This window comes from Streptomyces sp. RKND-216 (assembly GCF_004795255.1).
Classification (GTDB): Bacteria; Actinomycetota; Actinomycetes; order Streptomycetales; family Streptomycetaceae; genus Streptomyces; species Streptomyces hazeniae.
In genome coordinates this window covers 687,413-709,272 of record NZ_SSBQ01000002.1, presented here as the reverse complement: position 1 = coordinate 709,272, position 21,860 = coordinate 687,413, and the positions used below count along the sequence as shown (strand labels likewise).

Annotated in this window: 19 protein-coding genes; 11 read left to right on the top strand and 8 right to left on the bottom strand. The window is 72.7% G+C overall.

Annotation, left to right across the window (positions count from 1 at the left end; all coding sequences use genetic code 11):
• Positions 1-107: 107 nt before the first annotated feature.
• Positions 108-575 carry an indole-3-glycerol phosphate synthase gene (locus tag E4198_RS03385; RefSeq protein WP_136181826.1) on the top strand — a complete coding sequence of 156 codons (468 nt, stop codon included), beginning with the start codon at positions 108-110 and terminating at the stop codon, positions 573-575.
• Positions 576-633: 58 nt separating this feature from the next.
• Here E4198_RS03385 and E4198_RS03380 read toward each other — a convergent pair whose 3' ends face one another.
• Positions 634-1,518, bottom strand: coding sequence for a geranyl diphosphate 2-C-methyltransferase (locus tag E4198_RS03380; protein WP_136181825.1), 885 nt, complete (start codon positions 1,516-1,518; stop codon positions 634-636).
• Positions 1,519-1,532: 14 nt separating this feature from the next.
• Positions 1,533-2,801 (bottom strand): family 2 encapsulin nanocompartment cargo protein terpene cyclase, encoded by a 1,269-nt coding sequence (locus E4198_RS03375; RefSeq protein ID WP_247597540.1) that lies wholly within the window; start codon positions 2,799-2,801, stop codon positions 1,533-1,535.
• Positions 2,802-3,282: 481 nt separating this feature from the next.
• On the opposite strand from E4198_RS03375, the gene murC reads away from it, so the two are divergent.
• Together murC and msrB are read left to right on the top strand one after the other, a co-directional pair.
• Positions 3,283-4,695, top strand: a complete 1,413-nt coding sequence (gene murC / locus E4198_RS03370; RefSeq protein WP_247597539.1) for a UDP-N-acetylmuramate--L-alanine ligase — start codon at positions 3,283-3,285, stop codon at positions 4,693-4,695.
• Between the two features lie 30 nt (positions 4,696-4,725).
• Entirely contained in the window at positions 4,726-5,133 is a 408-nt protein-coding gene (gene msrB / locus E4198_RS03365) for a peptide-methionine (R)-S-oxide reductase MsrB (RefSeq protein WP_136181823.1), read from the top strand.
• Positions 5,134-5,256: 123 nt separating this feature from the next.
• Here the strand turns inward: msrB and E4198_RS03360 are convergent, their stop codons facing one another.
• Positions 5,257-6,078, bottom strand: a complete 822-nt coding sequence (locus E4198_RS03360; RefSeq protein WP_136181822.1) for a methyltransferase domain-containing protein — start codon at positions 6,076-6,078, stop codon at positions 5,257-5,259.
• Between the two features lie 65 nt (positions 6,079-6,143).
• Entirely contained in the window at positions 6,144-6,929 is a 786-nt protein-coding gene (locus E4198_RS03355; RefSeq protein WP_136181821.1) for an NPP1 family protein, read from the bottom strand.
• A 150-nt stretch (positions 6,930-7,079) separates the two neighbouring features.
• Between E4198_RS03355 and E4198_RS03350 the strand changes: the two genes are divergently transcribed.
• Positions 7,080-8,012: an aminoglycoside phosphotransferase family protein gene (locus E4198_RS03350; protein WP_136181820.1), complete on the top strand. Its 933-nt coding sequence runs from the start codon at positions 7,080-7,082 to the stop codon at positions 8,010-8,012.
• A 72-nt stretch (positions 8,013-8,084) separates the two neighbouring features.
• Here the strand turns inward: E4198_RS03350 and treZ are convergent, their stop codons facing one another.
• The 3 genes from treZ to E4198_RS03335 all read right to left on the bottom strand — a co-directional run bounded on the left by treZ (position 8,085) and on the right by E4198_RS03335 (position 11,441).
• Positions 8,085-9,818 (bottom strand): malto-oligosyltrehalose trehalohydrolase, encoded by a 1,734-nt coding sequence (treZ, locus tag E4198_RS03345; RefSeq protein WP_136181819.1) that lies wholly within the window; start codon positions 9,816-9,818, stop codon positions 8,085-8,087.
• A 33-nt stretch (positions 9,819-9,851) separates the two neighbouring features.
• Positions 9,852-10,760 carry a GNAT family N-acetyltransferase gene (locus E4198_RS03340; RefSeq protein WP_136181818.1) on the bottom strand — a complete coding sequence of 303 codons (909 nt, stop codon included), beginning with the start codon at positions 10,758-10,760 and terminating at the stop codon, positions 9,852-9,854.
• Positions 10,761-10,898: 138 nt separating this feature from the next.
• Positions 10,899-11,441 (bottom strand): NUDIX domain-containing protein, encoded by a 543-nt coding sequence (locus tag E4198_RS03335; RefSeq protein ID WP_136181817.1) that lies wholly within the window; start codon positions 11,439-11,441, stop codon positions 10,899-10,901.
• A 79-nt stretch (positions 11,442-11,520) separates the two neighbouring features.
• Between E4198_RS03335 and E4198_RS03330 the strand changes: the two genes are divergently transcribed.
• Positions 11,521-12,069: a DUF1707 and FHA domain-containing protein gene (locus E4198_RS03330; RefSeq protein WP_136181816.1), complete on the top strand. Its 549-nt coding sequence runs from the start codon at positions 11,521-11,523 to the stop codon at positions 12,067-12,069.
• A gap of 178 nt (positions 12,070-12,247) precedes the next feature.
• Here E4198_RS03330 and E4198_RS03325 read toward each other — a convergent pair whose 3' ends face one another.
• Positions 12,248-13,402, bottom strand: coding sequence for an ROK family transcriptional regulator (locus tag E4198_RS03325; RefSeq protein WP_247597538.1), 1,155 nt, complete (start codon positions 13,400-13,402; stop codon positions 12,248-12,250).
• A 269-nt stretch (positions 13,403-13,671) separates the two neighbouring features.
• On the opposite strand from E4198_RS03325, the gene E4198_RS03320 reads away from it, so the two are divergent.
• The 6 genes from E4198_RS03320 (at position 13,672) to E4198_RS03295 (ending at position 21,859) form a co-directional block, all read left to right on the top strand.
• Positions 13,672-15,846, top strand: coding sequence for an alpha-galactosidase (locus tag E4198_RS03320; RefSeq protein WP_136181815.1), 2,175 nt, complete (start codon positions 13,672-13,674; stop codon positions 15,844-15,846).
• 101 nt (positions 15,847-15,947) lie between these two features.
• On the top strand, positions 15,948-17,183 hold the full coding sequence (locus tag E4198_RS03315; RefSeq protein WP_136181814.1) for an extracellular solute-binding protein: 1,236 nt from the start codon (positions 15,948-15,950) through the stop codon (positions 17,181-17,183).
• 29 nt (positions 17,184-17,212) lie between these two features.
• Positions 17,213-18,154, top strand: a complete 942-nt coding sequence (locus E4198_RS03310; RefSeq protein ID WP_136181813.1) for a sugar ABC transporter permease — start codon at positions 17,213-17,215, stop codon at positions 18,152-18,154.
• Positions 18,154-19,035 carry a carbohydrate ABC transporter permease gene (locus tag E4198_RS03305; RefSeq protein ID WP_136181812.1) on the top strand — a complete coding sequence of 294 codons (882 nt, stop codon included), beginning with the start codon at positions 18,154-18,156 and terminating at the stop codon, positions 19,033-19,035. The genes E4198_RS03310 and E4198_RS03305 overlap by 1 nt, the downstream gene beginning before the upstream one ends.
• Positions 19,032-20,807 (top strand): alpha-glucosidase, encoded by a 1,776-nt coding sequence (locus E4198_RS03300; protein ID WP_247597537.1) that lies wholly within the window; start codon positions 19,032-19,034, stop codon positions 20,805-20,807. The genes E4198_RS03305 and E4198_RS03300 overlap by 4 nt, the downstream gene beginning before the upstream one ends.
• A gap of 515 nt (positions 20,808-21,322) precedes the next feature.
• On the top strand, positions 21,323-21,859 hold the full coding sequence (locus E4198_RS03295) for a hypothetical protein (protein WP_136181811.1): 537 nt from the start codon (positions 21,323-21,325) through the stop codon (positions 21,857-21,859).
• Position 21,860: the final 1 nt, after the last annotated feature.

Below are 21,860 nucleotides of genomic sequence, written 5' to 3'. Positions count from 1 at the left end.
CGAAGGGCCCCGCGCGTGGCCGGGGAGAATGGTTTCTGTCCGGTTGCGGGCCGTGCGCCCGTGTACGGCAGCGGGCCCGCCGGCCCGCGTACGAGGAGGCGCTCGCCGTGTTCACGACCGTGCTGATGATCGAGAAGCCGCTGGTGTCCGACGACGTCGAGATGGTCACCACGCTGCACGGGGACGAGACCGTCTCCTTCGTCGTCCTGATGCAGCCCCGCGGCGATCAGGACCGGCTGCTGCGCGCCCTCGACGACGTCGCACTCGGCGCACTGGACCAGGTTGTCCACGAGGGGGAGGAACCGGAGGGCGGCGCGGCGTCGCAGCCCGCGCGGCGCGCGCTGGAGCACTCGCTCAGAGCACTGCGGGAGACGGGTGCGGAGGCGGTGGGCCGGATCATCGAGCGGCACCCGCTCGACGTGCTGACCTCCGTCGTCGACGAGACCCGCGCCGACGAGGTGATCGTGCTGACCGCACCCCACCTGGTGGAGGAGTTCTTCCACCGGGACTGGGCCTCCCGTGCCCGCCACAAGGTCGGGGTCCCCGTCCTCAAGCTCTTCGCGCACACCACGTAGTGCGTGGCGAGGGGCCGGGCCGTCGTGCGGACGGCCCGGCCCCCTTCCAGCCGTGCCGTCAGACCCGGTCGGCGGCGATCAGGAGGTACTGGAAGGAGCCGTCCCGGTAGGAGTTGATGAACGCCTCCTCGATCCCCGTGACCAGGGAGGAGGTGGCCCGCAGCTCCCAGTAGGGCAGGGTCGCCTCCGTCAGGTCGACGACCGCCGCCGGCACGAGACGGTTGTCGGCCATCGCGCGCAGGTACTCCCGGCGGGAGTGGATGTTGCACTCGAAGTGCGCGTTGATCTGGGAGACCCACTTCGAGGGCTGGCCGTGGCGCGGGTTCCAGCAGCCGGTGATCGCCACGTAGCGGCCGCCGGTGCCGAGGACCCGGGAGTGCTCCGCGAACAGGTCCTGCAGGTCGACGTACATGCTCGACTCGTTGTTCCAGGAGGCTGCGGCCCGACCCGACTCGAACGGCATGTCGAGCATGTTGCACACCCGGGCCCGTACCCGGTCCGCGACGCCGAGTTCGCGTGCGCGCCGGTTGGCGAAGTCGGCCTGCTTGGTCGACAGGGTGAGGCCCTCGACCTTGCAGGCGAAGCGCCGGTGGGCCATGACCATCGACCCGCCCCGGCCGCAGCCGGCGTCCACGAGCGTGTCGTCACGTCCCACGGGGCCGAGGTGGTCCAGCAGGACCTGCGTCTGGGCCGACTCCAGACGGTGCAGTTCGGCGATCAGCCGCTTCTCGTAGTCGCCGTCGCCGGTGTCTCCCAGGGCGTCGCGGTCGACCTCGCCGACCCCGTAGTGGTGGTGATAGAGCCCGTCGACGTCACCGAGACGGAGGTTCACCGGCCGGGCCTCCTGGTCCCAGTACCGGGCGATCTCCCCCTGGTAGGGCGACGCGGGCGCGGGGACGAACGGGGCGGGAACCTTGAGGTCGGTCGACTGGTTGCTCGTCACAGAGCGGTCCTTTCTCACCAGAAATCAGGCAGGCTGTAGCGGTAGGTGTTGGTCTGGTGCCAGTAGTGGTTGCCGTCCACCCACGCGGCCACGCCGCGCAGAAAGCGCAGCAGGGAGGGGATGGGGCAGGCGGCGGCCAGGGCGGCGGCCTCGGCCTCGAAGGCGTGCATGAGCTCGTTGTGGATCCCGATCGCCTTCAGGTACGCCTCCCGTTCACAGAGGCCCTCCCGCTCGGCGATCACCACGGGCAGGTTGAGGTGCGTGCCCGGGCTCTTCAGCTCCTTGGTGTAGGAGTACAGGTCGTTGACGACAGTGGTGGCGTTGCTGCCGAGCGCGATGACCCGCTGCGTGTCGGGCCGCGCGTGCAGGTCCGCCGGGAGTTCGTAGCCGCCGACGGTGTCGGTGATCGTCGGACAGGGACGGAAGTTGTTGAACTGGCGCATCGCCAGGTACTCCCACACCTCGGGCACCTGCTCGGCCTGGGCCCAGGCCGCCTCCGCGAGGTATCCCAGGTGGAGCCGGCTCATGTCGTGCCGGTACCGGTCCGTCTGGGCGGGGGTGGCCTGCCGCCGGAAGTACTCCATGGCGGAGCGGTAGGCGCGGCGGGGCCCGTCCGACGCGAGGGACTCGTCCCACGCCGGCTCGTACTCCCGCACGGTGTGCAGGGGATCGAGCGCCGTGTGCGCCAGAAGCAGCCGGCTGCCCAGGCCGATGGGGGAGCCGCCGTGGTCCTCGCAGTAGCAGTCGTCCACGGCGTTCTCGGCGACCATCAGCCGCGTGGCGATCATCAGATGGTCGACGGTGGGGGCGTCCGGGTGGCAGGCGACCATGTAGCGCCCGACGGCGAAGCCGTCGAACTGGTCCTCCCACTCCGGCGGATACGCCCGGGCCTCGTCCACGGCCCACGCCTTGATCCTGCGGTCCACCTCCGCCACTCGTACGGGGTCCGGTTCCGGCACGGGGTGGTGGTACAGGCCGGGGATCGCCGCGCCCTCCGCCGGAGCCCCCGCGCCCTCTGTCGGGGCCCCCGGCTCGGCGGACGCCCCGGCGCGGGCCGGGTACAACCCGGCTGTGCCCAGGCCGCGCGGGCCGTCCAGCAGTCCCTCGAGCACGCCGCCGCCCGCGCCGCTCGTGACCCTGCCCGGCAGGCCGGCCGCGCCGTCGCCAGTGCCGCAGCTCCCGCGGGCGTCGGGCACGGGCACGGGCCGGACGAGCGTTCTCGCGGCCCCGCCGGGCCCCGGCGGAGGGCCGGGCAGCGGGGGACCGGTGTCGGGGTCGGACATCCGTGGCTCCTCGGTGAGATCGGGTGCGGCCGCCCCGGCTTCCGGGAGGGCGCTCGGCCCCCGGATCACGGGGACAACCCGCGGGAATCGGTGCAGTTCGCCGCCACCGTACGGCCGGTTAGTCCCGAACAGCCCGGGTGGACGGCGGAGTTACCTCGATGCGGTGTTCTTGCCGCGCGTCGTGTTTGCGACCGCGCACCCTGGGGTTCCCGCCACCGGTCGACCGCGCGCGCCGGGCGCACGCCGCGGTGAGAACGCCGCCGGGGCGAGTGTGGGGCGCCCGCGTCTCCGTCGTCCCCTCGGTCCGGCCCTCCGGTGCTCCGCCGCCGCAGCCGCCGCGGCCCCCGGCGTGTGCCCGCCGCCACGCGCCCCCGGCGGGCGTGTGGGGTCCGGTGCCCGCGGGGGCTACTAGGCTGAGCCGCAGACACCGACCGGCTCAGCGGCGCACAGCGCCCGAGCGTACGACCTGGGAGAACCGCCGATGCCGCCGACGCCGACAACCGCCGCCGTGCCGCCCGCCATGGAACGTCCGCACTTCATCGGCATCGGCGGCGCCGGCATGTCCGGCATCGCGCGCATCCTCACCGCCCGCGGAGCGGACGTCGCCGGCAGCGACGCCCGCGAGTCGCCCACCGTCACCGCGCTGCGCCAGGCCGGCGCCACCGTGCACGTCGGCCACGACAGCGCCCACCTCGCCACCGACGCGACCTGCGTCGTCGTCTCCAGCGCCATCCGCCCCGACAACCCGGAGCTGCGCGCGGCGGCCGAGCGCGGCCTCCCCGTCGTGCACCGTTCCGATGCGCTCGCCGCGCTGATGGAGGGCCGCCGCGCCCTCGCCGTGGCCGGCACCCACGGCAAGACCACCACCACCTCCATGCTGGCCGTCAGCCTCGGTTCCCTCGGCCTGGAGCCGTCGTACGCCATCGGCGGCGACCTCGACGGCCCGGGAACCAACGCCGCCCACGGCGACGGGGACCTCTTCGTGGCCGAGGCCGACGAGAGCGACCGCAGCTTCCACAAGTACGCCCCCGAAGCGGCGATCATCCTCAACGTGGAGCTGGATCACCACGCCAACTACGCTTCGATGGACGAGATCTACGAGTCGTTCGAGACGTTCGTCGGCCGTATCCGCACCGGCGGCACGCTGGTGATCTCCGCCGACCACGAGGGCGCCCGCGAGCTGACCGGCCGGGTCCGCGGACGCGAGGGTCTGAACGTGGTCACGTACGGCGAGTGCGACGACGCCGACGTCCGTGTCCTCCGCGTCGTCCCGCACGGTCTCACCAGCCGGGTCGCCGTCGAACTGGACGGCAAGGAGCTCGACTTCATCGTCTCCGTGCCCGGGCGCCACTACGCGCACAACGCCGTCGCCGCGCTCGCCGCCGGCGTGGCGACGGGCGTTCCCGCCGACGGCCTCGCGGACGCCCTGCGCACGTACACCGGCGTGAACCGGCGCCTCCAGCTCAAGGGGGAGGCCAGGGGCGTGCAGGTCATCGACACCTACGCGCACCACCCCACGGAGATGACCGCCGACCTGGAGGCCATCCGCAGCGGGCTGCCGGAGGACGCACGGGTCCTGGTCCTCTTCCAGCCGCACCTCTTCAGCCGCACCCAGGAGCTGGCCACCGAGATGGGGGAGGCCCTCACCCTCGCCGACGCCTCCGCCGTCCTCGACATCTACCCGGCCCGGGAGGACCCGATCCCCGGCGTGACCAGTGCACTGATCATCGACGCGGCCCTCGCCGCCGGGGCCGACGTCCAGCACGCTCCCTTCCGCGACACCGCTCCGGACCTGCTCGCCGGAATGGCGAAGCCCGGTGATGTCGTTCTCACCATGGGAGCGGGCGACGTGACGGACCTCGGCCCGCTGATCCTCGCCCGCCTCGCCGACTGACGCCCGCCCGCGACCTGGGAGGATGCCACCATGGCCTACGAGATCGACAAGCCGGACGAGCAGTGGCGCGCCGAGCTCTCCCCGGAGGAGTACCGGGTGCTGCGCCAGGCCGGGACGGAGCGCCCGTTCACCGGCGCCTACACGGACACCGAGACCACCGGCGTGTACCACTGCCGTGCCTGCGGGGCGGAACTGTTCCGGTCCGGCACGAAGTTCGCGTCGCACTGCGGGTGGCCGTCGTTCTACGACCCGTCGGACAGCGACGCGGTGGAGCTGATCTCCGACCACTCGATGGGCATGACCCGCACCGAGGTGCGCTGTGCCCGCTGCGGCTCCCACCTGGGCCACGTCTTCGAGGGCGAGGGCTACCCCACCCCCACCGACCAGCGCTACTGCATCAACTCCGTCTCCCTCCGCCTCGAGCCCATCGACACCTGACCGCACGGCGCCGAGGGGGCGATCCGCGTTTCACGATGAGCCTCCGCGCCCAAACCCGCCCCAGCGGGAACGAGGGGACTCCCGGTCCGCAAGGCTGACCGCGCGGGCCTCGTGGTGGGCTGTTCAGGCGGCGGGGTCGCGGCACAGCACCTCGCCGTGCAGCACGGCGAACCAGCCGTCCTCGCACGCGCCCCACTCCCGCCACGCGTCCGCGATGCGCGGCAGCGCGGCGCTGGTCGCGTGGCCGCCGTCGACGGCCCGGCGGGCGTATCCGGACGACACCGTGCGTTCCGCCCACAGCCCGCTCCACCAGGAGCGTTCCTCCGCTCCGGTGAAGCACCAGGCCGACGCGGTGGCGGACACCTCCGCGAAGCCCGCCTCCCGTGCCCAGGCGTACAGGTGCCGCCCGGCGTCCGGCTCGCCGCCGTTGGCCCGGGCGACCCGGCGGTACAGGTCCAGCCACGCGTCCAGGCCGGGCACCCGTGGGTACCAGGTCATGGCCGCGTAGTCGGAGTCCCGAGCCGCGACGACGCCGCCGGGCCGGCACACCCGCCGCATCGCGCGCATCGCGCCCACCGGGTCGCCCAGGTGCTGGAGGACCTGGTGGGCGTGCACCACGTCGAACGAGGCGTCCGGGTACGCCGGCGCGTACACGTCCCCGACGGCGAACTCCACGTTCGGCACCGCACGTTCGGCCGCGGTCTCCCGTGCCTGCGTAAGCACGCCGGGGGCGGCGTCGATGCCGGTCACGTGTCCTTCCGGCCCCACGGCCGTGGCGAGGTCGGCCGTGATCGTCCCCGGCCCGCACCCCACGTCCAGCACCCGCATGCCCGGCCGCAGCCGCGGCAGCAGGTACCCCGCCGAGTTCTCGGCCGTGCGCCAGCGGTGGGAGCGCAGTACGGAGTCGTGGTGGCCGTGCGTGTAGACGGCGTCGTCCCGTGCCATGCCGGAACCCTAGACCCGTGTCCGCATAGTGGTAGACGTCGTTCCGTATTGTGGACGAGCGCCGGTCAGCTCTGCGGATCGAACGGGATGCCGTCGGGCTTGGCCTTCGACAGCTCGTGGGCGAAGGAGGAATCCCTGATGCCGAGCTGCGCGCTGCCGAAGTCCGCCTGGGTGAGACGGTCGCGGAAGTCGGAGGGGTAGCCGTCCCAGCCGACCAGCGGCGGGTACTGCCAGGCGCCCTTGTGGTTCTCCGGCTGCTCGTCGAAGCCCGCGAAGCGGAACGCGTGGGTGGAGATCCCGTCCTTGTGGTAGACGATCTTCGGGTGGGTCGCGCCCTCCCACGCGACGTCGCCGCGCGAGCGGATCTGGTAGTCGCCGTGCGCCGAAGCCGACACGTACTGCGGCGCACCGCCGTCCGGGACCCACACCACGACGTGTTCCCAGTCGTGCCGGTGGCCGCCGATCCCGGTGCCGGGGAGCGCCTGGTCCTTCTCGAAGTAGAGCGCGTACAGGTAGGCGCACCAGCCGTTGTTGCACGCGGTGCGCGAGTAGGCGTTGGTGTTGTCCAGGTCCCAGGCGTCGCGGCAGTTGCCGTTGACCGCTCCGCCGAGGTCCAGGCCGGGAGCGATCACGCCGTTGCTGCCGATGGCGGGCGTCGGGTAGCAGCCGTCGCCGTCGTAGTCGAGGGCCGGCTGGTAGGACCGGTCCGCCGACGGCGCGTTGCCGGCGAGTGCGGGGGGCGGCGCGGCGAAGGCCACGCCCGAGGTGGCCAGCAGCAGTGCCGCGACGGAACCCGCCGTGACCGACAGTCTCCCCAACCACCTTCGCCGTCCCGGCCGTTGCTGTCGCATGGGTGCCCCTCCAGTGACCTCGTCGGAATGTGGTGCGCAACCGGCCCGTCGGGCGGCGGCTGCCCCATGAAACACCACTTTGACTGCACGCGGTCAATGGCGCGGAAAACCGGGAGCGGGCCCCAGTCCCGGGTCCGTAGGCTCGCCCGCATGCGGAGCCGCGATTCCGGGAGTGACACGGCGAACGGTCCGGCCCACACACCGGGGGCCGTCCGGGACCGGCTGGTCGTGCGGTTCGGTCCCGAAGTGCTCGCCTGGTGCGACGCGCTGCCCGCGCTCGCGGGAGAACTGGCGGCCCGCTGGGACCTGCAACTCCTCGCATCCCGCGGCGGAGGCACTTCACGCGTCCTCCGCTGCCGACGACGAGGCGCCGGAACGACCGTATGGCTGAAGGTCACGCCCGCGCCCGCGATCGCGCGCGAGGAGGCGGAAGCCCTGCACCGCTGGGCGGGGTCGCCGTCGGTGGTCGGCCTGCTCGCACAGGATCTCCAGGCCGGGGCCCTGCTGCTGGAGGACGTGGCACCGGGTCCTCCCGTGCAGCGACTCGCCGGGCGTCTGCCCGAAGTGGCCGCCCTGCTCCGCGCCTTGCGGGAGCCGTCGCCCGGTCGGGAGGGACCCTCGGCGCTGCGTCCCCTCTCGGAGCGGGTCGACTTCCTCTGCCGTCTCACCGAGCGCAGAGCGGACGCCGCCGGGGTGCCCGGGCGCTTCGGTTCCGCGTTCCTCGAACGGGCCAGGACCAGGTGCCGGGAGCTGTCCGACAGCGCTCCGGTGGGCCTCGTCCACGGAGACCTCCACCCGGCCAACGTGCTGTCCGGTCCGGGCGGGCGCCTTGTGGCGATCGACCCGAGGCCCGCGTGGGGCGACCCCGACTTCGACGCGGTGGACTGGGTGCTCGACGGAGTCTCGGACCTCGCCGCGCTGAAGCGGCGGACCGCGGAACTGGCCGCCATGGTGCCCGGCCTGTGTCCCGACCGCGTGCTGGGCTGGTGCAGGGTCCAGGCGCCGCTCGCCGCCGTCCCCCGGGTCTGCGCCGGGCGGGACGACGAGCAGACCCGCTTCCTCCTGGCGCTCGCGGGCCGCTGAACTCCGAGGCGTCAGGTGAACGTGCGCTGAGCGGCAACCTGCTTGCTGCCGCCGCGCACGACGAGTGGCCGCTCAGCGGAGGACGGCCGCGGACTCCGGTGGGAGGAGCAGCATGCCGTCCTCATGCTGGGAGGCGGTGCTCCAGGTGGCCAGCACCTCCAGGTGCGCGGGCAGCGGTACGGCCGCCGTCTCCCCCGGATGCAGGTTGACCGCGATGCTCAGCGGCCCGCTGCTCAGCGCCAGCCAACGGGTGTCCTCGTCGTAGGTCACACGGGCTGCGCCCAGCGAGGTGTGGGCGAGGCCGGGGTGGGCGCGGCGCAGGGCGATCAGGTCCTGGTGCCAGGCCAGCAGGGCCGCGTGCGGGTCGCGTTCCGGTTCCGACCAGTCCAGGCAGGAACGCTCCCGGGTCTGCGGCGCCTGCGGGTCCGCGACGTCGCCGTCCCAGCCGTGCGCGGCGAACTCCGCGCGCCGCCCCTCGCGCACGGCCCGGGCCAGGTCCGGGTCGGTGTGGTCGGTGAAGTACAGCCACGGCGTACGGGCGCCCCACTCCTCGCCCATGAACAGCATCGGCGTGAACGGCGAGAGCAGGACCAGCGCCGCCGCGCAGGCCAGCAGGCCGGGGGACAGGGATGCGGCGAGGCGGTCCCCGGCTGCCCGATTGCCGACCTGGTCGTGGTTCTGCGCGAAGCCGACGAGGCGGTGCGTCGGCGTCATCGGGTCCAGCGGAGCGCCGTGCCGCCGCCCGCGGAACGACGAGTACGAGCCGTCGTGGAAGAAGCCGCCGGTGAGAGTCTTGGCCAGGGCCGCCATCGGCGCGCGGGCGAAGTCCGCGTAGAGGGCCCTCGCCTCACCCGTGAGTGCGACGTGCAGCGCGTGGTGGAAGTCGTCGTTCCACTGCGCGTGCAGGCCGTGGCCGTGCACCGTGCGCGGCGTGGTGGTCCGCGGGTCGTTCCGGTCGGACTCGGCGATCAGGAACAGGGGACGGCCGGTCTCGGCGGCGAGGGCGTCAACGGCTGCCGACAACTCGTCCAGGAAGTGCCGCGCCCGGTCGTCGGCCAGCGTGTGCACGGCGTCCAGCCGCAGACCGTCCAGGCGGAAGTCGCGCAGCAGCGCGAGAGCACTGCCGCAGAGCGAGGCCCGCACCTCGTCCGAACCGGCGTCGTCGAGGTTGACGGCGTCGCCCCACGGCGTGCGGTGCCGGCCGGTGAAGTACGGGCCGTAGGCGGGGAGGTGGTTGCCGGACGGGCCGAGGTGGTTGTGCACCACGTCCAGGACGACGCCCAGGCCCGCGCCGTGCGCGGCGTCCGCGAAACGCGCCAGCCCGTCCGGCCCGCCGTACGGCTCGTGCACCGCCCACGGGGCGACGCCGTCGTAGCCCCAGCCGTGTGTCCCCGGAAAGGGTGACACCGGCATCAGCTCCACGTGGGTGACGCCGAGACGCGCGACGTGCGGCAGCCGCGCCGCCGCGGCGTCGAAGGTGCCCTCCGAAGTGAACGTGCCGATGTGCAGCTCGTACAGGACCGCGCCGGCCAGCGGCCTGCCCTGCCACGGATGCCGCCACTCGTACGCCCCCGGATCGACGACGGCGCTGAGTCCGTCCGGCCCGTCCGGCTGCCGCCGGGACCGCGGGTCGGGCAGTACGGGGCCGCCGTCCAGCGCGAACCCGTACCGCGTGCCCGGCCCGGCCTCGACGCGCAGCGTCCACCAGCCGGGCCGGGCCGGGTCGCGCTCCATCGGAAGCTCGCGGGCCTCCAGCCGGAGCACCACACCCTCCGCCGCGGTGGGGGCCCACACTTCGAACAGCATGGTTCCCATGCTGCGGCAGGGCACCCCGCGCGGCTAGCTCATGCAGTACCGGTGCTGGACCACCGGGTAGCCCGCACGGGCGAAGTGGGCGGCCATCGGGGTGTTGCCCAGGTCGGTGGCCGCCGCGATCTCGCCCGCCCCCTCACCGACGAGCTGGTGCGTGCACTCGACGAGCAGGTCGTACGCGTACCCGTGACCGCGTTGCCCGGCCACGACGCCGACGAATCCGACGACCGGCCCGTTCGGATTGCGGCCGGGGATCTGCAGGCCGACGGTCTCGCCGTCCGGCGTGCAGGCCAACCGCCACCAGGATCGGGGCGAGGGCATCCAGTGGAGGAACTCCAGCTCGTCCCGGGCGGCGGCTTCGACGCCGTCGGTGTCGAGCAGGGCACGGGCGTGGGCGTCCAGCGACCCCTGTTCGACGCCGCGCAGCACGTCGAGGATCACCTCGTCGTCCGGTTCCGGCCGGAAGACGAGCCGTCCCGGACGTTCCGGAAGCCCGCAGGCGGGCGTCCACAGGTAGCGGAAGCGCTCCACCAGGGGCCGGTAGCCGGCCTCCCGGGCGGCGTCGATGCGCTCCTCTGCGGCGGCGCGCACCGCCGGGTCGTCGCGCCAGCCGGGCGGCAGCATGATCTCGTACTCGCGGTGCGGCATGGCCCGCAGCAGCCGCACGCCGGCCTCGCGCTCGCCGGGCGCGAAGTCGAACCAGTCGAGGACCTTCGGCTCGTCGTCGCCGGGCGCGCCCCACAGGGCGGCGCGGGCGACGACGACGCCGTCCCGCAGGGCGACCCACGTCCAGTCGGGGCGGTACTCGCCCCCCTCGGCGTGGGTCGCGTACGGGCGGCCGAGCAGCGGACGGCCGACCAGTCCGGGGTCGGACAGGGAGGTGAACAGTGCGCGGGCCTCGTCCTCGACGAGCGCGCGGATGACCAGTGCGGTCATGGGGATCCTTCCGGAAGGCGTGTCGCGCTCCCGGTCAGCGGAGAGGGATCGCCCGGTGGCAGGGGCGGGAGCGCATGGTCGTGGTGCGGTGCATCGCGCTCGCCTCCTTCCTGCGGTCTCGCGGGCGTGAGCGGCACGTTAGCCCGCGCGGCCGCCGGGCGTCCACGGGTTTTCCGCACGACCCGGCGGGGCGGCGTGCGGGAGGTCGTTCGGCACGAAGCCGAGGTGCTCCGGCCCGGCGCCCGGGTGTCCGGCGCGGCGGGCGAGCAGCGCGGCGAGCTGCGGCGGCCACAGGGCCTCCTCGGCCGCGGCCAGTTCGGCGGGAGACCACCACCGCCAGGTGAGGATGCCGTCCGCGCGGTGCGCGGGGGCGAGGTCGCCGACGGGCTGCCTCCGCGGTCCCCGGCCGAGGTAGACGTGCTCGTGCTGCCGCACCGGCACACCCTCCCGGGTGTAGTCGTGCTCCCAGGTGCACAGCAGCCCGCCGGGCTCGACGTCGGCCCAGCCGGTCTCCTCACGCAGCTCCCGCACCGCCCCCTCGCGCGGGGTCTCGCCGGGGTCGAGGCCGCCGCCGGGCATCGCCCAGTGCACCCCGACCTCCTCGTTGTCGTAACGGAACAGGAACACTGCTCCCCGCGGGTCGAGAACCGCGATACGGGCCGCCTGCCTGGGGATTCGCATGCGCACGACCCTATCGGGAGGGGTGCTGCGGAACGCCCGGATTCTGGACAGGAGTTCACCGCTTCCGGAGAATGGAGGCATGACGTCTCTCGAGTTCAGCGCGTATCCGCCGCGCTTGTCCGACGGCGACCGGGAACGCGCGCTCGAGGTGCTCCGGGAGAGCGCGGCGGACGGCAGGGTCTCGCAGGACACCTTCCTGCGGCGCATGGAAGTCATCCTGCACGCCCAGCGGCACGACGAACTCGACCTGGTCCTGGGCGACCTGCACAACCGCCGGTCCGGCGGTACGCACTGGCTGTACCGGATGGTGGGCAGGGCGTCGGCCTTCCCCGTGCTGCTGCGCCGCGCCTGGCAGCGGGAACGGCTGCCGGAGCTCATGCTGCCCGGGCCGGGACCGTACCCGTTGTCGATCGGACGCGCGCCGGGGTCGATGCTGCGGCTGACGCACCACACCGTCTCCCGGGCGCACGCCCAGCTCCGGCACACCGGCGCCGGCTGGAGCCTGCGCGACCTGGGTTCCAGCAACGGGACCTGGGTCAACGGGCGCCGTGTCACCGGCAGCGTCGCCGTACGCCCCGGCGACCACGTCCAGTTCGGCCAGGCCGGCTTCCGCCTGACCGCTCCGTGACGCCGTGACGCCGTGACGGAGCGCGCGAGCCGCACGCCGTCACGGCCGGGCAGCGGCCGTCGGGGACGCCCGTTCTGGCCGACCTGCTGTGAGGCGTCCTCGCCTCGCTCGGCTGTCCGCTCCCGCATGCGCCGGGCAGGCACTGGGCCTGCTCTGAGACTCCGCGTGTCCGCGGGGGTCAGCCGTCCTCGGGGCCGAGGATGAAGCGCTGGATCGCCGTGGCGGCCGCCCCGCGCGCCCAGAGGGAGAAGTCGATCGGCTGGATCTCGTACGAGGTGGGGGTCGCTGCGGCGTGGCGGTCGGCGCGCATGCCGTCCTCCAGGGCCTCGCGGCCCACCTCCGCGAGGCCGATGCCCTCGCCGGTGAGGACGACGCGGCGCGCCATGGTGAGTGAGGAGACGACGGTGATCAGCCGCCCCAGCGCGTGGGCGGCAGCGGTCACCACCGGCGAGGCGACCCGGTCGCCGTCCGCGGCCATCCGCAGGCACTCCTCGTAGGAGACCGGCCGGCGCACCCCTGTGGAGACGGCGGCGGCGATGCTGGGCGCGGCGAGCATCGCGGTGGCGCAGCCGCGGTGTCCGTCGGGGCAGTAGGGGCCGTACGGGTCCAGCGGCAGGTGCGCGATCAGGCCGAGTCCGGCGTCGGGGCTGTCGACGATGCGGTCGTGCACGACCAGTCCGTAGCCGACGCTGATGCCGGTGGTGAGCACGGCGAACCGGTCGTGGCCGCGGCCGGCGCCGAACCAGTGCTCCGCGCGGGTGAGGGCGAGCAGGTCGTTGTCGACCACGCTCGGCACGCCCAGCGCCTCGGTGAGCAGGGCGCCCAGCGGCACCTCGCGCGTCCAGTGCAGGAACGGCGCGGCGGTGACCGTGGCATGGTCCGCGACCTGTCCGCCGAGGCTGAGCCCGGCCGCGGTCAGCTCGGGTACCCGCCGGGCCAGGGCTCCCGCCTCGCGCCGCACGGTCGCCACCACGTCGCCGGGGGAGTGCCCGGGCAGTGCGGCGCGGGCGCCGGCCACGATCTGCGCCCGCAGGTCGGTCACCACCAGGTGGGCGTCCTCGTCGGTGACCTTGACGCCCAGGAAGTGGTGGGCGTCGGCCGCGATGTCCAGCGGGCGGGTGGGACGGCCGGCGCCGCTGCGGCTGGGGCCGGCCTCGACCAGCAGGCCGCTCTCCAGGAGCGGGGCGGTCAGCCGGGTGAGGCTGCCGGCGGACAGCCCGATCCGCCGGGCGAGTTCGCTGCGCGGGGTCGGGCCGCGCATGAGCACCGCGAGCATGATGGCCCGCGCCGCGTCGGACAGTGGCGCCCAGGGGGGCTGCGGGAGCGCGGTCACCTTCGCGTGCCTCCGGGGGACGTAGGGGGCGTGTCCGGACGGAGCTCATCCTTGCAGCGGGCCTCCGGGACGGGCTCCGTGCACCCGGCCGCACCGCCCGGTTCCGTACCGCGACCCACCGTGCTTATTTCCATATCAGAAGTTACCTCAGGTTCTCCGTGTGCGGAATCGCCACCCGACCCGTCCGGTGCAAGGTGTTGACTCGCCGAAGCTTCTGCGCCAAAACTAACCGCGACATCACGCACCACACCCATCCCGAGGACCGATCGATGCGCGACAGCGGCACCGCCGGCGACGGCACCCCCTCGAACGCCCCCTCGTACGTCCACCTGCGCGCCGGCGGCGTCTCCCTCGTCCTCGACCGCACCGGGGACGGCCTGCCGCGGGTGCTGCACTGGGGCGCCGACCTCGGCCCGCTCTCCGACGACGCGCTGACCGCGCTGGCCGTCGCCGCCCGGCCGCAGGTGGTCTCCAGCTCCCTGGACGTACGGGTCCCGCTGTCGTCGGTGCCCGAGCAGTCCGCCGGATGGCTCGGCACTCCCGGCCTCACCGGCCACCGGGACGGCGCACACTTCTCCACCGCCTTCGCCGTGGCGGACGTCGCCACCCGCGCCGACGGGCTGACCGTCGACGCGGTGGACCCGCAGGCCGGCCTCGCCCTGCGTCTGGAGGTCGAGATGAGCGCGTCCGGCCTGGTCCGGCAGCGCGCCACCGTCACCGACACCTTCGGCGAGGGCGCGGCGCCGTACACCGTCGACGGCCTGCTCCTCGCGCTGCCGCTGCCCGCCCGCGCCACCGAACTGCTCGACCTCGCCGGGCGCCACCTGCGCGAACGCAGCCCGCAGCGCCACGACTTCACCCTCGGCACCCACCTGCGGGAGAACCGGCGCGGCCGCACCGGCCTGGACGCCACCCTCGTGCACGTCGCCGGGGAGGCCGGTTTCGGCTTCCGGCACGGCGAGGTGTGGGGCGTGCACACCGCCTTCAGCGGCAACCACCGCTCCCTCGCGGAGCGGACGGCCGCCGGGGTGCGCATGCTCGGCGGAGGCGAGACCCTGCTGCCCGGAGAGGTGCGCCTCGGACCCGGCGCGTCGTACACCACGCCCTGGGTGTACGGCTCCTACGGCCGCGGCCTGGACGAGATGGCCGGCCGCTTCCACCGGCACCTGCGGGCCCGGCCGCACCACCCGCGCACCGCCCGTCCGGTCACCCTCAACACCTGGGAGGCCGTCTACTTCCGCCACGACGTCGACAAGCTGTGCGCGCTCGCCGACGCCGCCGCCGAGGTGGGCGCCGAGCGGTTCGTGCTGGACGACGGCTGGTTCCTCGGCCGTCGCGACGACCGGGCCGGCCTCGGTGACTGGTACGTCGACCCGGAGGTGTGGCCCAAGGGCCTGCACCCGCTCGTCGACCATGTCCGGGGCCTGGGCCTGGAGTTCGGCCTGTGGGTCGAACCGGAGATGGTCAACCCGGACTCCGACCTCGCCCGCGCCCACCCCGACTGGGTCCTGGCGGCGGGCGGCCGGACGCCTCCCGAGGCCCGGCACCAGCAGGTTCTGGACCTCGGCCACCCGGACGCGTACGCGTACATCCTCCAGCGGCTCGACGCCCTGATCGCCGAGTACCGGCTCACGTACCTGAAGTGGGACCACAACCGTGACCTGGTCGACGCCGGACACGGCCCCGACGCCCGGGCCGGCGTGCACGCGCAGACCCTCGCCGTGTACCGGCTGCTCGACGCACTGCGGACCCGCCACCCCGGACTGGAGATCGAGTCCTGCTCCTCCGGCGGCGGCCGTGTCGACCTCGGCGTGCTGGAGCGCACCGACCGGGTGTGGACCAGCGACTGCATCGACGCACTGGAACGCCAGGGCATCCAGCGGTGGACCGGCCTCCTGCTGCCCCCCGAACTCCTCGGCGCCCACGTCGGCGGCCCCCGCGCGCACACCACCGGCCGCCGCCACACGCTCGCCTTCCGCGCCGGCACCGCCCTCTTCGGCCACTTCGGCATCGAATGGGACCTGACGAAGGCCTCCGACGAGGAGCGCACCGCACTCGCCCGCTGGGTCGCGCTGCACAAGGAGCTGCGCGACCTGCTGCACAGCGGCGACGTGGTGCGCGGCGACCACCCCGACCCGGCCCTGTGGGTGCACGGCGTCGTCGCCGCCGACCGCTCCCGGGCCGTGTACGCGCTGGTGCAGACCGAGACGTCCGTCCAGTCCGCCGGCGAACGCGTCACCCTGCCCGGACTCGACCCGGACGCGGTGTACCGGCTCGCGCCGCTGCCGCCCGGCGACCGCCCCGAGGGTCCGACCCGCGACCCGCTGCCCTGGTGGCGGGACGGCGTCGAACTGCCCGGCCGCGTGCTGGCCTCGGCCGGCGTCCACGCGCCCACCCTCTACCCCGAACGCCTCGTCCTCCTCGAAGCCCGCCGGGTCGGCTGACCGCGCACCGGACACGACACCCCGGGTGTTCCGGAGCCGGTCCACACCGGAGGCGAGCGCCACCGAGAACGCCCGCGCCTCGCCTCCGCGAAAGGAAGCAGATGATACGCAGCAAAGCCGTCGCCGCCCTCGCGGCCACCACCCTGCTGGTCGGCGGGTGCGCCGGAGCCGAGGGCAGCGAAGCAGGCACCGTCAGCCTGGACTTCTTCCAGTTCAAACCGGAGGCCGTCGGCACCTTCGACCGCCTCATAGCCGACTTCGAGAAGCAGCACCCCCGCATCGACGTGGTCCAGCACCACGTGCCGGACGCCGAGACCGCCCTCCGCACCCGGCTGGTCAAGGACCGGGTCCCCGACGTCATGACCCTCAACGGCAACGGCACCTTCGGCGAACTGGCCTCCGCCGGCGTCTTCCACGACTTCTCCGGCCATCCCGCGGCCGACCGCGTCACCCCCGGTGTCCAGCAGGTGCTGAACGACCTCGGCACCGCCGCCCCCGGCGAGGTCAACGGGCTCCCCTTCGCCTCCAACGCCGGCGGGGTGATCTACAACGAGGACCTGTTCGCACGGCACGACGTGGAGGTGCCGCGCACCTGGGACCAGCTCCTCTCCGCAGCCGAAACCTTCGAGAAGGCCGGCGTCACCCCCTTCTACGGCACCCTCGCCGATGCCTGGACGGCGCTCCCGGTCTTCAACCAGTTCGCCGCGAACATCCCCCCTGACGACTTCTGGGACGAGCGCCGCGCCGGCCGCACCAGCTTCGCCGAGGCCTACCCCGACGTCGCCGCCAAGCTCACCGAGGTCTACCGGCACACCCAGAAGACCCGCTTCGCCCGCAACTACGACGCCGGCAACAAGGCGTTCGCCGACGGCGAGGCCGCCATGCTCGTCCAGGGCAGCTACGCGCTCCCCGCCATCCGGGCCCACGAGCCCGCGTTCGAGATGGGCACCTTCCCGATGCCCACCGGCGACGACCCCGGCGCCACCCGCCTGGTCTCCGGCGTCGACGTCGCGCTCACCATGGGCCGCGACACCGAACACCCCGACGAGGTGCTGGAGTTCATCGAATTCCTGATGACCGAGGACGTGGTGACGTCCTACGCCGAGGAACAGAGCGCCGTCCCCACCCTCGACGGGACCGAACCCGCCGACCCCGCCCTCGCGCAGCTGGAGCCGTACTTCGCGCGGGGCCGCGTCACCGGCTTCCCCGACCACCAGATCCCGCTCGCGGCCGGGCTGGAACCGCTGCTCCAGCAGTTCCTCCTGGACGGCCGCACCGACGCCTTCCTGCGCGCTCTCGACGACAGCTACGACCGCGTCCTCGCCCGCACGTCCTGACCGCGCCCCTCATCCGGAAAGGAGGAGACATGACCGTACTCACCGACCCGAAGGCCGCACCCGAGACCACCCCCGCGCGGGAGGCCGCCCCCGCCCCGCGCCGCCGCCGCCCGCGCACCGAAGCCGCGTACTACTGGATGGTGCTGCCCGCGCTGGCACTGTTCCTGCTGCTGCACACCACCCCCGTGCTGCGCGGCATCTACTACAGCTTCACCGACTTCGCGGGCTACGGCTCCTACGAGTTCGTCGGCCTCACGAACTACCTCAACCTGTTCGAGGACGCACGGATCGCGGAGAGCTACCTCTTCACGTTCCAGTTCGCCGCCGTCGCGACCGTACTCACCAACGTCGTGGCCCTGGCCGTCGCCCTCGGACTCCACGCCAGGATCCGGTTCCGCGCCACACTGCGCGGCGTCTTCTTCACCCCCAACGTGCTGTCGATCCTCATCGTCGGCTACGTCTTCAACTACCTGTTCACCTACTCGCTGCCCGCCATCGGAGAGCACCTCGGCATCGACGCGCTCAGCACCAGCATCCTCGCCGACCCCGACCTGGCCTGGGTGGGCGTGGTGATCCTCGCCGTGTGGCAGGCGGCGGCGTTCAACATCATCATCTACCTGGCCGGCCTCCAGACCGTCCCCGAGGACCTGCACGAGGCCGCCACCCTCGACGGCGCCGGGCCCTGGCAGCGCTTCCGCTCCGTCACGCTGCCGCTGATCGCACCGTTCGTCACCATCAACACCGTGCTCTCGCTGCGCAACTTCCTCCAGGTCTTCGACCACGTCGAAGCACTCACCGCGGGCGGACCGGGCAGCGCCACCACCTCGGTCTCGTACCTGATCTACAAGGGCGGCTTCAAGGGCGGCGAATACGCCTACCAAACCGCCAACGCGGTGCTGTTCTTCGCCGTCATCGTCCTGATCTCCGTCTTCCAGATGCGCCTGCTCCAGCGCCGCGAGGTGAACCTGTGATGCCGTCGACCTCCACCCCCGCGCCGATACGCGGGGACGAGCACCCCGCCCGGGCGAAGCGGGCCCGGCCGCGCGTCAACTGGTGGCTCACCGGCGTGATGGCGGCCCTGTCCCTGACGGTGCTCGTCCCGCTGTACTTCACCGTCGTCACCGCGCTGAAGACCACCGGCCAGCTCGGCGGCCCCGGCTTCGGCCTGCCCGACACCGTGCGCTGGGCCAACTTCGCCGACGCCTGGACCCTGACGAACTTCCCCAGCGCCCTGCTCAACAGCGCGCTCATCACGGTCGGCGCCGTCGCCGTCACACTGCTCACCAACTCGCTGGTGGCGTACGCCATCGCCCGCAACATGCACCGCAGGCTGTTCCGCGGGCTGTACTACTACTTCGTCTCGGCGCTCTTCGTACCGTTCCCGATCATCATGCTGCCGGTCGTGAAGCAGACCTCGCTGCTGGGCCTCGACAACCAGGCCGGACTCGCCCTGCTCTACGTCGTCTACGGCCTCGCGCTCAACATCTTCCTCTACGTCGGCTACCTGCGGTCCGTGCCCCGCGAACTGGAGGAGGCCGCCCGCACGGACGGCGCCGGCACCTGGACCATCTTCTGGCGCATCATCTTCCCCCTGCTGAAGCCCATGAACGCGACGGTCGGCATCCTCACCTGCCTGTGGGCGTGGAACGACTTCATGCTGCCGCTCGTCGTCCTCTCCGACCCCGCCGAGCAGACCCTCCCGCTCGCCCAGTACGTCTTCCAGAACCAGTTCAACACCGACTACCCGGTGGCCTTCGCGTCCTACCTGATGGCGATGGCCCCCGTCCTGCTCGTGTACGTCTTCGCCCAGCGCTGGGTGATCTCCGGAGTCATGCGAGGTTCCGCCAAGTGACCCTGCCCACCGCCGTGTCCCCCTCCGCGCAGCCGTCCGGACCGCCCCCGCCCGGTGACGAGGCCTGGTGGAAGTCGGCCGTCGTCTACCAGATCTACCCCCGCAGCTTCGCCGACAGCGACGGCGACGGCGTCGGCGACCTGCGCGGCATCCTCGGCCGCCTGGACCACCTGCACGACCTCGGCGTCGACGTGCTGTGGCTGTCGCCCGTCTACCCCTCCCCGCAGGACGACAACGGCTACGACGTCGCCGACTACCAGGACATCGAGCCCGTCTTCGGCACCCTGGCCGACTTCGACGAACTGCTGGCCGCCGTGCACACGCGCGGCATGAAGCTCGTCATGGACCTCGTCGTCAACCACACCTCCGACGAACACCCCTGGTTCGCCGCCTCGCGCGGCGACGGTCCGGGCGGCCCGAAGCGCGACTGGTACGTCTGGCGCCCCGCCCGCGACGGCATGGAGCCCGGCACCCCGGGCGCCGAGCCCAACAACTGGGGCTCGGCGTTCTCCGGCCCCGCCTGGACCTGGGACGAGGCGAGCGGCGCGTACTACCTGCACCTCTTCTCACCCAAGCAGCCCGACCTGAACTGGGAGAACCCCGAGGTCCGGCAGGCGGTGTACGCCATGATGCGCTGGTGGCTCGACCGCGGGGTGGACGGCTTCCGGATGGACGTCATCAACCTCATCTCCAAGGAACCCGGCCTGCCCGACGGCCCGGTCACCGGCGGCGCCCCCTACGCCGGCGGGCTTGCCGCCTGCATGGGCGGCCCCCGACTGGAGGAGTACCTGCAGGAGATGCACCGCGAGGTCTTCGCCGACCGTCCGCAGCGCACCCTCACCGTCGGCGAGATGCCCGGGGTCACCGTCGACCAGGCCCGCCGCCACACCGATCCCGCGCGGCGGCAGCTCGACATGGTCTTCCAGTTCGAGCACATGGGCCTCGACCAGGACGGCGACAAGTACACCCCGAAGCCCCTGCGCCTCACCGACCTCAAGGCCTCGCTTGGCCGCTGGCAGTCCGGCCTCGACGAGGTCGGCTGGAACAGCCTCTACTGGTGCAACCACGACCAGCCCCGCATCGTGTCCCGCTTCGGGGACGCCACCGACGAGCGGTCGCGGGTCCGGTCCGCGACCATGCTCGCCACCGTCCTGCACCTGCACCACGGCACGCCGTACGTTTACCAGGGCGAGGAACTGGGCATGACGAACGCGCCGTTCACCCGGATCGAGGACTACCGGGACGTGGAGGCCCGCAACCACTACGCGCACGCCGTCGCCGCGGGCGCCGACCCGGCGGACGTCCTCGCCGGGCTCGCCGCGATGAGCCGCGACCACGCGCGCACCCCGATGCAGTGGACCGCCGGGCCCAATGCGGGCTTCACCACCGGCGAACCCTGGATCGCCGTCAACCCCGACCACGTGCGGGTCAACGCCGAGGCGGCGGTGGCCGACCAGACGTCCGTCTACCACCACTACCGGCGCCTCATCGCCCTGCGCCACGACGAACCGGCGGTGGCGCGCGGCCGCTTCGAGATGTTGCTGCCGGACGACGAGCGCGTGTACGCGTTCCTGCGGCACGACGAGGCCGCAGGGGTGGAGCTGCTGGTGCTCGGCAATTTCACGGGCTCCGCCGCGGAGGTCCCCGTCCCCGCCGGCTGGGCCGGCGCCGAGCTGCTGCTCGGCAACGTCCCCGACCCCGCCCCGGCCGGCACGACCGTCACCCTCGCCCCCTGGGAGGCCCGCGTCCACCGCCGCACCGTGTCCACCTGACCGCGCCGCCCTCCCGGCCGGTCGTCTTGGGCCCGCGGCGACGGCTACGGCCCCTCTCCCCTGGGCCCTTCGGGGACAGGGCGCCTCCACGGGAGTCGCAGCCCGCGAGTAGGACAAGTACGACCGGCGATCCTCCGTCTTGCCCGGGTTCGGAACTGGAGCTGGCGCGGCTGACCGCTGGGGCTGTGCCGCACGGAGTCGAGTCGTACCTGGTCCGGTTCTGGCCCGCTGAGTGAGGTTGGGCGTGCCCGGCCCTGGATGAGCGTGCTGGCCACACAGCTGACGGGGTTAGGAGACCTTCACGGTGTAGCCGTCCATGGCTCCGGTTTGGTCACTTGCACGAACTACGCGATCCCTCAGAGCCCAGGAGACGCAACCAATGTTCACGCCATCAGGCGGCGCCCCGGGCTTGATGGGGGGTCGGGCCGTGACCGGTTGGGGTGCAGAGCAGTGCGAGGCTGAGCGAGTAGGTACCGCACCACGGAGTGAGGAGCGCGACCATTAGGCTCGTGTGCATGGGGGATCTTCTACCGATCATCGGAAGCACGCACCGTTGGGTCAGCCGTTTCCTTGGTACGGCCATAGTGATCTTTGCGCTCTTCTTCATCTGGCTCACTGCCAACACGGCAGCTGCGGTGATTTGGCATGTGGGTACCCAGGGCGAGGCCAGTATCGAATATTGCGGAGGCGCAGGCACTAGGAATGATCCATACGTCTGCAGGGGTACCGTGACCGAGGAGGATGGCCGTGTACTCGGCTCTTACTCGAACAGGCGCGAGGAGAACCTGCGCGTGGGCGACACCCTCGTCGTCTGGGACTCACCGGCCGGCTGGATTCGCGAGAACAAGTGGACCAAGGGGTTCTCTGTGATAATGGCCTCCGTGGGCCTGGTCTTGCTCGGCTTGGGAATCACCATGGCGGGGCCGCGTTCCAACCCGCCGCAGGGCAGCGCTCTACCACCACGATTGCGTACGACTATGCCTCTGAAGATACTCGGGGGCCTTGGCGTATTCGGCGTTATGGCCGGGATCATCCTGATGGCCGGAGTGTGAG

Coding starts and splice junctions, on each gene's coding strand:
- msrB (WP_136181823.1), top strand. CDS start 4,726: ATGGCCTACGAGATCGACAAGCCGGACGAGCAGTGGCGCGCCGAGCTC.
- E4198_RS03360 (WP_136181822.1), bottom strand. CDS start 6,078: ATGGCACGGGACGACGCCGTCTACACGCACGGCCACCACGACTCCGTA.
- E4198_RS03315 (WP_136181814.1), top strand. CDS start 15,948: ATGATACGCAGCAAAGCCGTCGCCGCCCTCGCGGCCACCACCCTGCTG.
- E4198_RS03335 (WP_136181817.1), bottom strand. CDS start 11,441: ATGCGAATCCCCAGGCAGGCGGCCCGTATCGCGGTTCTCGACCCGCGG.
- E4198_RS03340 (WP_136181818.1), bottom strand. CDS start 10,760: ATGACCGCACTGGTCATCCGCGCGCTCGTCGAGGACGAGGCCCGCGCA.
- E4198_RS03350 (WP_136181820.1), top strand. CDS start 7,080: ATGCGGAGCCGCGATTCCGGGAGTGACACGGCGAACGGTCCGGCCCAC.
- E4198_RS03330 (WP_136181816.1), top strand. CDS start 11,521: ATGACGTCTCTCGAGTTCAGCGCGTATCCGCCGCGCTTGTCCGACGGC.
- E4198_RS03375 (WP_247597540.1), bottom strand. CDS start 2,801: ATGTCCGACCCCGACACCGGTCCCCCGCTGCCCGGCCCTCCGCCGGGG.
- E4198_RS03320 (WP_136181815.1), top strand. CDS start 13,672: ATGCGCGACAGCGGCACCGCCGGCGACGGCACCCCCTCGAACGCCCCC.
- E4198_RS03310 (WP_136181813.1), top strand. CDS start 17,213: ATGACCGTACTCACCGACCCGAAGGCCGCACCCGAGACCACCCCCGCG.
- E4198_RS03355 (WP_136181821.1), bottom strand. CDS start 6,929: ATGCGACAGCAACGGCCGGGACGGCGAAGGTGGTTGGGGAGACTGTCG.
- E4198_RS03295 (WP_136181811.1), top strand. CDS start 21,323: ATGGGGGATCTTCTACCGATCATCGGAAGCACGCACCGTTGGGTCAGC.
- murC (WP_247597539.1), top strand. CDS start 3,283: ATGCCGCCGACGCCGACAACCGCCGCCGTGCCGCCCGCCATGGAACGT.
- treZ (WP_136181819.1), bottom strand. CDS start 9,818: ATGCTGTTCGAAGTGTGGGCCCCCACCGCGGCGGAGGGTGTGGTGCTC.
- E4198_RS03305 (WP_136181812.1), top strand. CDS start 18,154: ATGCCGTCGACCTCCACCCCCGCGCCGATACGCGGGGACGAGCACCCC.